Origin of the sequence: Lutibacter sp. (genome assembly GCF_041562875.1) — a bacterium.
Taxonomy (GTDB): domain Bacteria; phylum Bacteroidota; class Bacteroidia; order Flavobacteriales; family Flavobacteriaceae; genus Lutibacter.
Map to the genome: position 1 here is coordinate 1 of NZ_JBFFOE010000060.1, position 15,240 is coordinate 15,240.

Genomic DNA, 15,240 nt, shown 5'->3' on the forward strand with positions numbered 1-15,240 from the left:
CCTATTTAATAATAATTAAAAATTATAAAAACTACTAGAACTGCTACAGCAAAGAAAATTAAATAGACTCGTCGTTTTTTGTTTTCTTTTGAAGCTTCTTCTCTAATCTTTGTTTTTATACGTTCTAATTCGGAATTTGATACTTCAGGAAAATCATATTCAGATTTAACAACAGTGTTTGAATATTTATTTCCGCCTTTAAATTTATTTCTACGTGAAACTTTTAAAGCAGCATTTTGCCTTATTCTGTTCATCATATCCATAATATGGCCAGCTCCTGAACTCATTTTTTAGACGTAGTTTTAGAATCTCTATCCCTAATTTATTAGGGATAGAGTATGTGATAATTAAAATATTTTATAAATTTTTAAGCGTTGTTATCTTCTGCAATATCTGAAGTGTCTTCTTTTTTTGAATCTTCAATAGCTTCACCTTTTAAATAATTTGGTAATTGCATACCAGCCATATTAAACATTTCCTGTAAAGGTGGTACTGCTTTGTACATTCCCGAAATAAAGTTAGAAGTTGATGTTTTACCATCTTTACCGCCACCATTTTCCCAAACGGTAATTTTATCAATCTTAATATTTTTAATTGCCTCAGCTTGTATTTTAACCAATTCTGGTAATTTATCTGCAACTAATAATAACACTGCATCTTTTGAATTATTTCCAGCAGCTTTTACAATTTGTTCCAAACCTAAGGCTTGTTTGGTTAGTATTTCATACATACCTTTTGCTTCTGCTTCTTTTTTCATGAAAATAGCATCGGCTTCACCTTTTGCAATTCTTCTAATTTGTTCAGCTTGAGCTTCTGCATCAATTTCAATTTTACGCTTATCAATTTGAGCAGGAACTATAATATCTGCACCTTGCTCGGCTTCTTTTCGTTTTGCTCTTGCATCTTCAGCTAATTTTTCTGCAGCGTAGGCTTCTTCCAAAGCTTTTGCGGCTTGTACCTTTTCAGTGGCTATGGCTCTTCTTGCAGCTTCTGCTTCTCGTTCACGTCTTAATGCATCCGATTCAGCAATTTCAATTTTAGAAAGGTTTTCTCCTTCAATCGCTTTTGCATTTGCACTTGCAGTTTTAATACGCTCAATTTGTAATGCCTCAGCTTCACCAATTTTTGCTTTTGCTCTTGCATCTGCTGTTAACACTCTCTCTTTTTGATTTGCATTAGCCTCTCCAATCATTGCTGTTGCAACCATATCTGCGACCTGAACACGTTCATTTTGATTTGCGTTTGCTTCACCAATCATTGCTTTTGCTAAGGCATCTGCTACTTGTGTTCTTTGGTCTTGAACCGCATGAGCTTGCCCAATTGCACCATCTCTATCTTTTTGAGCAACAGTTACTTTAGCGTCATTTATAGCTTTTGAAGCAGCTTCTTTTCCTAATGCTTCAATATAGCCAGACTCATCATGAATATCTGTAATATTTACGTTGATTAATTTTAAACCTACTTTTTTTAATTCGGCTTCAACACTATGTGTAATATGTGATAAAAATTGATCTCTGTCTGAATTAATTTCTTCTATATCCATAGAAGCTACCACTAAACGTAGCTGACCAAAAATAATTTCTTGTGCTAAATCTTTTACAGCATCTAAAGTTAAACCTAATAAACGTTCAGCAGCATTTTGCATAACGCTTGGTTCAGTTGAAATACCAATTGTAAAACGTGAAGGTACGTTTACACGAATATTTTGTTTACTTAAAGCATTTGTTAAGTTTACTTCAATAGACATAGGGGTTAAATCCAAAAATTCATAATCCTGAATTATTGGCCATATAAATGACGCTCCACCATGAATACATTTGGCAGATAATCCACCACCAGTTTTTCCGTAGACAACTAAAATTCTATCTGAAGGACAACGTTTGTATCTCCTTATCATAGAAAAGAAAAATACAACGACTATAAAAATGATAGCTCCAATTAAATACACGGCTGTTACGCCAGTTTGCAAGGGTAGTAATAATGATAATAAATTCATAGTTATTTTTATTTAGATATTGTTTCAACAAGTAATAATTCGGCACTTACAATTTCGGTAACTTTTACCATGGTGCCCGTTTTTAAATCTTCACTTTCATCAGTTATCGCTTCTAATTCACGTAAGCTTCCCTGTACTTTAATTTGTATTTTCCCCATTTTAGAGCGTTTTGCTCCAATTGGCAAATAAACTTCTCCAATAACACCAATAGCATTTTTCATTTGTAAAGTGCCTGATTCTGCTAATTTATGCATCCAATAGAAGAGAGATGTTGTAATAACCATCATTAATATACCAGCAATAAAAGAAATAATTAGAGTTACAGTTGTAGACAAGTTGTTATTTAAACAGGTTAGTCCTGACCAACCAAAAATGGTAAAAAAAGCAACAATCCCTTTAAAGGTAAAAAACTGAAATCCAACACCGCCATCATCAACTTCAAAATCAGAAGCATCAGCATCCATATCAGTATCACCACCACCAATAAAAGTTAATAGAAAAATGATGAGAAATACAGCAGAACCAACTAAGGCTATAATCCAATAGGTTTGTTCTAAAGATGACATTCCAGTAAAAAATTCTTTCATAGTTTTACAATTTTAAGGAGTTATCGAATATACCACTATTCATTGAAATTTAACAAAATTAAACCTATTTAAAAGATAGATTTTTAAATATTAATTGAATACATTTTATTAGTATATAAATTGTAAAGAATGTTACTGTATAAAGACTAATTTTCCATTAAATTTGAATTTTTAAATAATTAAAGTAAATTATGACAAACAAAATTGAAGTTAGTTGGAAAGGAAATATGCTTTTTGAATCTGTTGCACCTGAAGGGAGTGTAATGATTGATGCCGCTGAGGATGTTGGCGGACAAGGAAAAGGGTTACGCCCAAAAGCAATGATGTTAACAGCATTGGCAGGTTGCTCTGCAATGGATGTTGCTTCATTATTAAAAAAAATGCGTGCTGAAGTTGAGAATTTTAAAATTGAAGTTGTAGCAAACCTTACTGATGAGCATCCTAAAATTTATGATAAAGTTCATGTAATTTATCGTTTTTATGGTAGTGACTTCAAAAAAGATAAAATTGAAAAATCTGTAAACCTTTCAGTTGAACGTTATTGTGGTGTTTTTGAAATGTTCCGTCAATTTTCAAATATTTCTCACGAAATAGTTTACATAGCGCAATAAAATAATTTGTTTACTTTTGAGGAAAAAGCAATGCTATGCGATGGAAATTAAAACCAGAAACGAATCCTCAAATTACTTCAAAATTAGCTCTTGAATTGGGAGTTGATAACACATTGGCTAAATTATTAGTGAATCGTGGTATAAAAACTTTTGATGAAGCCAAAGCTTTTTTCAGACCCAGTTTAAGTGATTTATACAATCCATATTTAATGAAAGATATGGATAAGGCTGTTGAACGAATTGAAAAAGCTATAATTAAAGGGGAGAATATACTAGTTTATGGCGATTATGATGTTGACGGAACTACTTCGGTTTCATTAGTTTTTTCTTATTTAAAAACAATTTACCCAAATGTTGCCACTTATATTCCTGATAGATATGCCGAAGGTTATGGTATTTCTTTTCAGGGAATTGATTATGCCGATGACAATAGTATTACCTTAATTATTGCTTTAGACTGCGGAATTAAAGCCATTGACCAAGTAAATTACGCCAAGGGAAAAGGCATTGATTTTATTATTTGTGATCATCACCGACCTGGAGATAAAATTCCAAATGCTATTGCGGTTTTAGATCCAAAAAGAGTAGATTGTAATTATCCATACAAAGAATTATGTGGTTGCGGTGTTGGGTTTAAATTAGTGCAAGCTTTGGCAAGTAACAGAGATCAAACAATTGATGATTTGGTTACTTATTTAGATTTGGTAGCCACTGCAATAGCAGCAGATATTGTTCCAATAACTGGTGAAAATAGAATTTTGGCTTACTTCGGATTGCAAGTAATCAATCAAAATCCGAGAACTGGTATTAAAGCTATGATTCAACAAGTGAAAAAAGAGGAATTTACAATTACAGATGTTGTTTTTATGATTGCTCCAAGAATTAACGCCGCAGGAAGAATTAAACATGGAAATTATGCTGTTGAATTACTAACTGAAATGGATTTTGATACCGCTGTAAAATTTGCTTCTGAAATTGAAAAAAATAATACAGACAGAAAAGAGTTAGATAAAACCATCACTATTGAAGCATTGCAACAAATTGAAGAAAATAAGGAACAAGAAAATTTTTCAACAGTTGTGTATGCTGAAAATTGGCATAAAGGTGTAATTGGTATTGTTGCTTCAAGATTGATTGAAACCTACTATCGCCCAACATTAATTTTTACCAAAAGCGGCGATAAATTAGCGGCCTCAGCACGTTCAGTAAAAGGATTTGATGTGTACGAAGCATTAGAACAATGTTCAGAGTTTATTGAACAATTTGGTGGACATAAATATGCTGCAGGTTTAACATTAGAACCATCAAATTATGAAAATTTTAAAGCAAAGTTTGAAGAAGTTGTAAAAAACACCTTACCTGAAGAACTCAGAACTCCAGAAATTTCTATAGATGCAGAAATTAGTTTAGATGAAGTAACACCAAAATTTTTCAGAATACTAAAACAATTAGAACCTTTTGGGCCTCAAAATATGAAGCCAGCTTTTATGACTGGAGGATTACGCGATAACGGTTATGGCAAAAAAGTGGGAGTTGATGAAACACATTTAAAATTGAATATTTTTCAAGGTTCAAATCAAAAAACATACAATGCTATAGGTTTTAGTATGGGAGAAAAACATCAAATTACAACCAATGGGAATTCATTTAAAGCTGTTTTTAATATTGACGAAAACCATTGGAATGGGAATACTTCTTTACAATTACTTTTGAAAGATATTGAAGAAGAATAATGAAATGGCATACTGAGCTTGTCTATGTGTTTTAAAATCTAATTTTCCTTAATTAAATACATATACACAGGATAATGATCGCTATAACCGCCAATAAAATTACTTCCTGAGAAACTTCTATATGGATACCCTTTATATTTTCCAGTTTGTGTGGTTAAATACTGAGGATTAAAAACATTTGTTTTATACATTTTATAGGTGGAATAATCTTTTGTTGTAGTTAACAATGGAGAAGTAAACATAATTTGATCAAACAAATTTATATTATCTCTATAAACCAATGTGTTTTGCCCGCGTCTAAACATATCTTCCATTGGATTATAAATATCACCTTCTTTTACGTTCCCTTTTATAGCTTTTGTTTTTAAAACAGTTTTTAAACTAGAATTTGTAGGGTCATCATTTAAATCACCCATAATAATTATTTTTGGGTTTGGATCGGTTAATTTTATTTGTTCAATAATTTGAGTGTTTAAATACGCTGCTTTTTCTCTATTAGATCTACTTTTTTCTTCACCACCTCTTCTTGAAGGCCAGTGATTTACAATCACATGAATCAATTCATCATCTAAATAACCAGATACTAATAATTGATCTCTGGTGTAAATTCGCATACCATTTTCATCCCACAATCTTAATTCAAAAGCTTCATGGTGTACAGGTTTAAAATAATTTTCTTGATACAATAAAGCAACATCAATTCCTCTTAAATCGGGAGAATCATATTGAATAATTCCATATTGTTTGTCTTTCAAATAATCTGTGTGTAATAAATCTTCCAGCACTTTATGGTTTTCAATTTCAGCAACCCCAATAATAACAGGGGTATTTTTTGCTTCTTGGACTCCTATTTCAGAAAGTACTTTTGCCATATTGTTTAATTTTTTATAATAAACAGCAGTTCTATTTTCTTTAAGCTCCATCATTGGGCTTGCTTCATCATTTTTTGTAGGATCATTTATAGTGTCATACAAGTTTTCAAGATTGTAAAACGCGATGGTTTTAATTTGATAGTTTTTTTGACTGAAAAGATTTCCTGATATCATAAAAAGGAAAGAAAATAGAATTAAAAAGTATTTCATGTTTTTTTATTTTTATGGTTACAAGCAGTTCATTATTAATCAACTTCTTGAGTGAAAAAAGTTTAGCATGCTTTTTTAAAAATTAGTTTTTAAGAATGGCTAATTTACTAACAATTTTTGAGCCAAAATTATATAACAACCAACTTTTAATGAAATTAAAGCTAAGCTAAAATAGCTTAAAATCTTAGAATTACTAATTTAATATAATTTTGCTATTTTTGTTTGTTAAAAAAATCAAAAAATACCCCTTATGAATCCCAAAAACCTCTTTTTAGTAATAACTTTATTATGTTCTGTTTTTACAGGGTATGGGCAGACTACTGATTTAATAATTTCAGAATATGGAGAAGGTTCTGTGGATAATAGTAAATATATTGAAATTTATAATGGTACAGGAGCCTCAGTAAATTTAACGAACTATGTTTTATGGAAAATAATTAATGGAGGGACTTGGCCTAAAGCTTCGTATACGTTTACTTCAACTACGCTGGTCAATGGAGCTACAATTGTTATTGCTAATAATGTAACTGATACGGCTGGTGCAGATGAATATGACTCTGTATTCTGCTCATGGAATGGAGATGATGCAGTAGGTCTTGTAAAATCAGGTGTTTTAATTGATGCTGTTGGAACAGATGGTGCAGACCCTGGTTCAGGATGGGATGTTGCAGGAATTGTAAACGGAACCGTAAACAATAGGTTAATACGGAAATCTACGGTATGTAGTCCTAATACAAATTGGACAACTTCAGCAGGGACTAATACTTCAGATTCTGAATGGACAGTTGTAAGCTATAATACCACAGGAAGTGCAAATGCAGGTCACACAGCAAGTTGTGCAGTCGCTACTCCAACAATAACAGTATCTCCAACCACATTAACAGGTTTAGATTACTCAGAAGGTTCAGGACCATCTCTAGAACAAACTTTTACAGTTTCAGGTACAGATTTAACAGCAAACATCACACTTACACCTCCAGCTAATTTTGAAATTTCAACAAGTTCAGGTGCAGGTTTTGGGAGCTCTATTACACTAGTTCCTATTTCCAATACAGTTTCTTCAACTACAATTTATGTAAGGTTAGCATCAGGATTGGCTGTAAATACCTACGGACCAAGTAATATAACAGCTAATAGTAATTTTGCAACCACAAAAAATGTTGCCGTAAGTGGCGAGGTAACTGCTGCGCCAACACCATGTGCGGAGTTATTTATTTCAGAATATATTGAAGGTAGTGGAACTAATAAAAATTTAGAACTTTACAACCCTACGTCATCTTCTATTGATTTAGCAAATTATCAAATAGCATTATTTGCAAATGGAAGTGTTACAGCAAGTAGCACAACTGCATTATCAGGTTCATTAGCAGCATATACTACATATGTTATAGCAAATTCAGGGTCTACCTCAGGCACAATAGATTTATCTAATGATACAGCAACTGGTTTTAATGGTAATGATGTGATTGCATTGCAAACTTCAGTAGGTGTAAATATTGATGTTGTTGGAGTAATAGGAAGCTCAGCTAATTTTGCACTAGATATAGGTTTACAAAGAAAAAATACTGTTCAAAATCCATCAACCTCTTATTCTGCTTCTGAATGGAATATTCTAGCTCTTGATGATGTTTCAAGCTTAGGAAGCCATACAAGTGATTGTGCAGTAACATCACCAACTATTACAGTTAGTGCTAATTCATTAATAGGTTTAGATTATGTTTTTGGATCTGGACCATCAGCAGAACAAACTTTTACAGTTTCAGGAAGTGATTTAACTACTGACATTGACCTAACAGCACCAACTAATTTTGAAATTTCAACAACACCTGGTGGTGGATTTTTAAGCTCATTAACTTTAACGCAAACTGGCGGTATAGTCAACACAACTACTATATATGTCCGTTTACTAACAGGTTTAATTATAAATGCTTATACAGGTAATTTAAATGCAACTAGTACAGGTGCAACAGCAAAAAATATAACTTTTGATGGTGAAGTAACATGTGTGCCAACACATACAATTACCAATTTTGCACCAGCATCTGGACCTATAGGTAGTGAAGTAACAATAACAGGAACAGGATTTTCAGCAGGATCTACAGTAGATTTTGATGGTGTTAATGCAACAGTTACTTATATAAATTCAACTACTTTAATAACAGAAGTTCCAACAGGAGCTATAAGTTATGTAATTACAGTTAATGAAGCTGGTTGTAGTTTAAATTCATCTTCAAGTTTTACAGTTTTAAGTGACAATGGTTGTGTGGGAGGAGTTATACCGGCTGGCTGGTCAGATTTAATGTTTTCAGGGATTTATGATGATCCTATTAGCTCGTGTCATTATTTCGAATTATTTAATCCAACAGCTTCAGATATTGATTTATCAGCTTATACTATTGGGTTCGACAATAACTTTACTTACGGTTCATCGGTTCCAACTTCAGGTTTTACAGGAGGTTCAATAACGTTATCTGGTACAATTGCAGCTGAGAGTACATTTATGGTTCAGGTAAGTTCAAGCGGTATATGTAATACATGTACAACGATAGTTCCTGACCTTACTTTTGCAAATGGAGGTATAAATATTGATGATAGATTGGTTTTATTAAATGGTTCAACTATACAAGATGTATGGCAAAATCATTCTAGCAGACCAGGTTATGATACAATTTATAATGAAGGTTATATCTATTCAATAAATATTTTGGCCACAGCACCAGCGACTACATTTGATTTGGTAAATTGGTCATCTAACGGAACGGAATCTTGTTTTGGTTTTGCTTTATCTTCAGCAGTTTTACCAACTATAAATACACAACCAGTTGATGCAAGTGGTTGTTCTTCAGTAGCATTTATGATAGCAGCAACTACTGGAGGCGGAGGAACATTAACTTATCAATGGAAATACAATGATGGCTCTGCTTCTGGATGGTCAAATGTATTAAATTCAAGTTTCTCTCCAGGTACAGTTACAGGTGAAACTTCAAATAATTTAACCATTTCAGGATTTAATGTTGATGGATATCAATTTTATTGTGAAGTAACAGAAAATGGATCATGTGCAGTTTCTAGTGATGCAGCACAAGTTACTACACAAACAACTAGCTGGGATGGGTCTAATTGGAGTATTCCCCCTTCAATTTCTACAACTGTAATTATTAATGGAAATTATAATACAGGAACAAACGGAAGTTTTATCGCTTGCAGTTTAATTGTTAATGATACATTCAGTTTAACAGTTGATAATTCAACCTATGTTGAAGTAGAAAATGACGTTACAATTAACGGTACTTTAGTTGTTGAAACTCAAGGTTCTTTTGTTCAAAATAGTGATGCTGGATTATTCACAGTTAATGTTGGTGGTACTTCTTCAGTCAATAAAACAACTGCGCCTTTAAATAATTGGTATGAATATACTTATTGGAGTAGTCCAGTTTTAGGGGAGACCATTGGTGTTGGTTTGGCTAATTCTCCAATAGGAAGAAGATTTTGGTATAATGCCCAAAACTATTTAGATGCTACTAAAGAAACAGGGAATGATAATGCTATAGTTCCAGGTCAAGATGGAGTTGATGATAATGGAAATACATGGCAATATGCTGCTGCTGCAAATGTTATGATACCAGGAGTTGGTTATGCTGCAACACAATCATCCTCGGTATTATCGCAGTATGATTATACATTTACAGGTCCGTTTAACAATGGGGTTATTACTGTGCCTGTTTATAGAAATGATGCAGAGTTGTTGGATGATAATTCCAATTTTATAGGAAACCCTTATGCTTCAGCAATTGATGCAGATATATTTTTTAATACAAATGTAAATTCTTTAAATCCAAGTGGTGCTTTAGATGGCATAATTTACTTATGGTCTCATAATACACCTCCTTCAAATGTTGCAAATGGAAATGAAGATCAAAATTTTGCACAATCAGATTATGCAATTATAAATGGTGGAGGACAATTAGCGGGAGGTGATGGCGTTATACCAAGTAGAAATATTCCTTCAGGACAAGGGTTCTTTACTTCATTTTCTAATGTAGCAAGTGCAACAGTTGTAAGTGGAACAATAAAAACCGGAGATGTAATTTTTAATAACTCAATGAGAGCCAAAGCGGGTAATAATCAATTCTTTAAAACTTCGGATATAAATAAAGTAAGTTCTCCTAAAAATAAAATTTGGATAAATTTAACTTCAAATAATGGCGTTTTCAATCAGTTAACGGTAGTGTATGTAAATGGAGCGACAAATGCAAATGATGGCTCTTATTATGACGCAAAAAAAAGTATTCCAACTGGAAAGGCAGCTATTATTTATTCTTTAATTGAAGGAGATTCAGAAAAGTTTGCAATACAGGGGAAGGATTTAAATAGTCTTAATTTAAAAGAAAAATTTTCTTTAGGATTTCAGACTTCAATAGACATACCTACTCAATTCAAATTATCTTTAGCTAAATTTGAAGGTGATTTTGTAACAAATCAACCTATTTATTTAAAAGATAGTGAATTCAATTTATATCATAATTTATCTAAATCTGATTATTCTTTTACTGCTGAACCTGGCGAATATAATAATCGTTTTGAAATCTCTTTTAGAGATGGTAGTCAACCTATTAATAATTTAAATCCTAATGAATTAGTTATTTTCGAACTAAATGATGGAAATGTTCAATTTACAATAAATGATGACCTTACCATTAAAAATATAGTTATTATTGATATTTTAGGAAGAAAAATCTATAATTTTAAAGGAAGTAATTATACAGAAACATACAATTTATCTAAGTTAGGTACATCTGTATATATTGCTAAAGTTGAATTATCTAATGGTGAAATAATTATTAAAAAAGCCATTAAAAAGCTGTAGCTTATTAACATATAAAACTTTATAAAAAGAGGATTATTTTTAAAAATTATCCTCTTTTTTTGTTCATAGTTTTTTTCAGATAAAAATTTAGAAGTAATCAATTTATGAATCAGACGTGATTCATAAATTATTTTTAGTACTTTTAATAAAAATTGCATATGAAAATAATAGTTATAACAGCTATTGTATGGCTCTGCTATACAGTAAACGCTACTTCGCAAACAGTAACTTCACTTAAAGGAAAGGTTGTAAACGCAACTTCCGAAAAGAATTTAAAAGGTGTTATCATTAAAATTAAGGGAACTTCTCTTTTCGTAGAAACGAATATCAATGGTGAATTTAATATTGAAAAAGTTCCCATTGGTAGTCAAATTGTTCAAATTACTTTTGAAGGTTTTAGTTCGCAAAACATTCCAATTACTAATATTGAAAATGAAGTTTATTATTTAGGGACTATCTTTTTATATCCTTCCATAACTGAACTTCAAGAAACAAGTATTATTTCTTTATCTGATGACGATTTGCTAGATGATGGAGATCGAAGTTCCGACTATATTGCTGGTTTATTTCAATCGTCTAAAGATGCCTATTTAAAAGCTACTGCGTTTAATTTTGGACAAGCTTGGTTTAAAGTTCGTGGATATGATTCAAGTTACGGAACCATTTCAATAAATGGAATTGAAATGAATAAATTGTATGATGGAAGGCCGCAATGGAGCGACTGGGGAGGTTTAAATGATGCTTTTAGAAATCAGGATTTTACCAACGGTTTAGCGCCTTCAGAAATTACTTTTGGAGGAATTTTAGGAAGTATAAATTTTAACACAAGAGCTTCCGATTATCAGAAGGTTTCAAAAATATCCTTGTCTGCAACCAATAAAAGTTATACGGGACGTGTAATGGCAACTTATGCTACTGGAATGAATAATAACAATTGGGCTTTTGTTGTTTCAGGTTCACGTAGAATAGCCGACGAAGGTTATTTGGAAGGAGCATCTTACAATGCTTGGGCGGCTTTTTTAGCAACCGAAAAAAAACTAAATAACAATCATAGTTTAAATTTAACTGCTTTTGTTGCTCCAAATAGAAGAGGAAAATCGTCTCCAAATACACAAGAAGTGTACAATTTAAAAGGATATAAATACAACTCTTATTGGGGATTGCAAGAAGGTGATAAACGAAACTCTAGAATGAAAGAAATTTTAGAGCCAATTGTAATGTTGAGTCATTTTTACGTAAAAGATAATACTTCATTAAAAACAACAGTAGCTTATCAGTTTGGACATATTGGAAATAGTCGTTTAGGGTATTTTAACGCTCCAAATCCAGATCCAACCTATTGGAAATATTTACCAAGCAGTTATTTACGTTTTGAAGATAATTTAGACTACGCCAATGCGTATTTAGCAGAACAGGAATTTTTAGAAAACGGACAATTAGATTGGAATGAATTGTATGAAGCTAATGCCAATAATGGGAATTCCTTATATTATTTATATGAAGACCGAGTGGATGATTCTCAAATTAACTTCAATTCAACGTTTAATTCAACTTTAGCGAAAGAGTTAAATTTAAATGCGGGTGTTTCTTTTCAAAATTTAACTTCAGAAAATTATGGAAATATGTTAGATTTATTAGGTGGAAATGGCTTTGTAGATTTAGATCAATATGCAGAAGGAAATGCACAACAAAACGATTTAAATAACCCAAACAGGATTGTAAGTGTAGATGATAAATTTCAATACAATTATACAATAAATGCTTCTTTTGCTAGTGCTTTTGCTCAATTACAATTTACCAAAAGAAAGTTAGATTATTTTGTAGGTATGAACTTTAAAACTACCAATTATCAACGAGATGGTTTGTATCAGAATGGTACTTATTTGGATAATTCCTTCGGAAAAAGTGAAAAATTATCGTTTTCAGATTTTAGTGCAAAAGGTGGTTTAACTTATAAATTCACGGGTCGCCATTTAGTAACTATAAATGGTGCTTTTATTTCAAATGCACCAACAATTAGAACTGCTTTTTCAAATTCAAGAGTAAACAACAACATTACACCTGATTTAACAAGCGAAAAAATAATGACTGGTGATATAAGTTATATTTTTAGGTCTTCAAAAATTCAATCAAGAATTACTGCTTATTATACTAAATTTAGTGATGCCATTGAAACATCGTTCTTTTTTGCAGAAGGATTATTGGGAGATCAAGCCGATTTTGTAAACGAAATTATTACAGGCGTTGATAAAAGAAATATTGGTGCAGAACTAAGTTTTGAATACCAAGTTACTTCAACTATTAAATTATTAGGAGCTGGAGGTTTTGGGCAATTTACGTATGATAACAATCCGCAATTGTATCTTCAATCTGAAAGTTTTACTGATGAAGATAGCAATTTCGGAATTGCCTATTTAAAAGATTATCGCATTTCAGGAACTCCACAAAGAGCTTATTCTTTAGGTTTTGAATATCGTGATCCAAATTTTTGGTGGTTTCAGGCAAGCGCTAATTTTTTATCAAACAATTATTTAGATATTTCTCCATTATTGCGAACCGATAATTTTTATACAGATACGGATGGTGTACCATTTGTAGATGATGAAACCGGAGTTGAAGTCACTCAAGAACAAGTAAATTCATTATTAACACAAGAAAAATTTGACGATGCCTTTTTAGTCAATCTTGTGGGTGGAAAATCTTGGCTAATTAACCATAATTATGTTGGTTTTTTTCTAGGCATTAATAATGTATTGGGAGAACTTTTTAAAACAGGCGGTTTTGAGCAATCTAGGAATGCCAATTATCCAGAATTAAAACAAGATAAACAATTAAACAAACCCATTTTCGGACCAAAATATTGGTATGGAAACAATACTTCATTCTATTTAAATTTATATGTAAGATTTTAAAAAAAACGCTATGAAAAAAAATACAACTATTCAAAAATTAATAGGTTTATTTCTATTAGTTAATACCTTTTTTGGCTGTGTAAAAGACCAAGATTTCTCAAAGCCAACAGTAGATTGTGTTGAACCGGAAATTACTGCAACCAACACCCTTCAACAAGTAAAAGATATGTACACCTTTGGTGGCGCAACAGTTATTGATACCGATGTAATTATTGAAGGTTATGTGGTTTCAAGTGATAAATCGGGTAATATTTATAAAACACTTTCCATACAGGATAAACCTGAAAACCCTACTTCAGCAATTAAAATTTCTATTGATGAAACCAATATGTATACAAAATATGATGTTGGGCGAAAAATTTATGTGAAGTTAAAAGGCTTGGCGGTTGGTTATAGTTTTGGAAGTATCCAAATTGGGCAAGCTGTTGAGGGAGAATTAGCTCGTATTTCGGCTTTTGAAGTTAAAAATCATCTATTTCGTTCGTGTGAAGTTGCTGAAATTATTCCTAAAAAAGTGACCATTTCAGAGTTGAATGAAACGATGTTAGAAATGTTGATTGAAATTGAGAATGTGCAATTTAAGACAAACGATTTAGGCTCGTCGTTTGCAAATGTTGAAGATACAGAAACGGTAAACCGTGTGTTGGAAAACTTTAACAGTAATTGTAATTTGGTGGATGAAGTTATTATTAGAAATAGCGGATTTTCAAAATTTAAAAATCAATTACTTCCAGAAGGAAAAGGAAGTGTAATTGCAGTTTTTGGAAATTTTTATGATGATTTTCAGTTGTATTTAAGAGATATGGATGATGTGAAATTCACAGAAGCACGTTGCGATTATTCCAATGCATTAACACCAACTATTACACTTTCAGAAGTTAGAGATTTGTATGAAGGAACTATGGTTGAATTTGGTGTTAGTAATAATTACGTTATTGAAGGATATGTTGTTTCAAGTGATGAAGATGGAAATTTTAAAGAGAAATTAGTCATTCAAGATGCTATTGAAAATCCAACTGCAGGAACCCAGATTTTGATTGAAAATGATGCCATTTTTGAAGATTATAATGTGGGTGACAAAGTTTTTGTGAAGTTAGATAGATTATATATGACTAAAAATGATGGAATTTTAACTATTGGATTTCCTAATGGCAATAAAACTTCAAAAATTGATGCTTCAGAAATAAGCCGTTTTATTTATAATAGTGAAGAAAATTTTGAAATTATTCCAGCAGATATTTTAATTTCAGATGTTTTAAATTCAAATTATGAAAATACATTGGTAAGCGTTTTAAATGTGCAATTAGTTGAAAATGAATTAGGAAAAGCTTTTACGTTTTTTACTGGAGATGATGATGGAACTAGAACACTTGAAACTTGTGGAGAAACTATAAAAGTGTCAGTTTTTACAAGTGGAGATGCCACTTTTGCGAACGAATTATTTCCAGAAGG

The 15,240-nt window shown here is 31.7% G+C and carries 9 protein-coding genes; 5 read left to right on the forward strand and 4 right to left on the reverse strand.

Going from position 1 to position 15,240, the window contains the following annotated elements; genetic code table 11:
* Nucleotides 1–5 precede the first annotated feature (5 nt).
* The 3 genes from ABY863_RS09200 to ABY863_RS09210 all read right to left on the reverse strand — a co-directional run bounded on the left by ABY863_RS09200 (nt 6) and on the right by ABY863_RS09210 (nt 2,583).
* A complete protein-coding gene (locus ABY863_RS09200) occupies nt 6–287 on the reverse strand; it encodes a hypothetical protein (RefSeq protein ID WP_372794078.1) in 282 nt (93 codons plus the stop codon).
* 80 nt (nt 288–367) lie between these two features.
* A complete protein-coding gene (locus ABY863_RS09205; protein WP_372794080.1) occupies nt 368–1,996 on the reverse strand; it encodes a flotillin family protein in 1,629 nt (542 codons plus the stop codon).
* Between the two features lie 8 nt (nt 1,997–2,004).
* Nucleotides 2,005–2,583, reverse strand: a complete 579-nt coding sequence (locus ABY863_RS09210) for a hypothetical protein (RefSeq protein WP_372794082.1) — start codon at nt 2,581–2,583, stop codon at nt 2,005–2,007.
* Between the two features lie 191 nt (nt 2,584–2,774).
* On the opposite strand from ABY863_RS09210, the gene ABY863_RS09215 reads away from it, so the two are divergent.
* On the forward strand, nt 2,775–3,194 hold the full coding sequence (locus ABY863_RS09215; protein WP_372794084.1) for an OsmC family protein: 420 nt from the start codon (nt 2,775–2,777) through the stop codon (nt 3,192–3,194).
* A 35-nt stretch (nt 3,195–3,229) separates the two neighbouring features.
* Nucleotides 3,230–4,927, forward strand: coding sequence for a single-stranded-DNA-specific exonuclease RecJ (gene recJ, locus ABY863_RS09220; protein WP_372794086.1), 1,698 nt, complete (start codon nt 3,230–3,232; stop codon nt 4,925–4,927).
* Between the two features lie 38 nt (nt 4,928–4,965).
* Here the strand turns inward: recJ and ABY863_RS09225 are convergent, their stop codons facing one another.
* Nucleotides 4,966–6,009, reverse strand: a complete 1,044-nt coding sequence (locus tag ABY863_RS09225) for an endonuclease/exonuclease/phosphatase family protein (protein WP_372794088.1) — start codon at nt 6,007–6,009, stop codon at nt 4,966–4,968.
* Between the two features lie 250 nt (nt 6,010–6,259).
* On the opposite strand from ABY863_RS09225, the gene ABY863_RS09230 reads away from it, so the two are divergent.
* From ABY863_RS09230 to ABY863_RS09240, 3 genes are all read left to right on the forward strand, one after another.
* Nucleotides 6,260–10,876: a lamin tail domain-containing protein gene (locus tag ABY863_RS09230; protein ID WP_372794090.1), complete on the forward strand. Its 4,617-nt coding sequence runs from the start codon at nt 6,260–6,262 to the stop codon at nt 10,874–10,876.
* Between the two features lie 158 nt (nt 10,877–11,034).
* Complete coding sequence (locus ABY863_RS09235; protein ID WP_372794092.1) at nt 11,035–13,788, forward strand: TonB-dependent receptor domain-containing protein; 2,754 nt, start codon at nt 11,035–11,037, stop codon at nt 13,786–13,788.
* A 10-nt stretch (nt 13,789–13,798) separates the two neighbouring features.
* The coding region (locus ABY863_RS09240; protein ID WP_372794094.1) for a DUF5689 domain-containing protein at nt 13,799–15,240 on the forward strand (1,442 nt) is incomplete at its 3' end.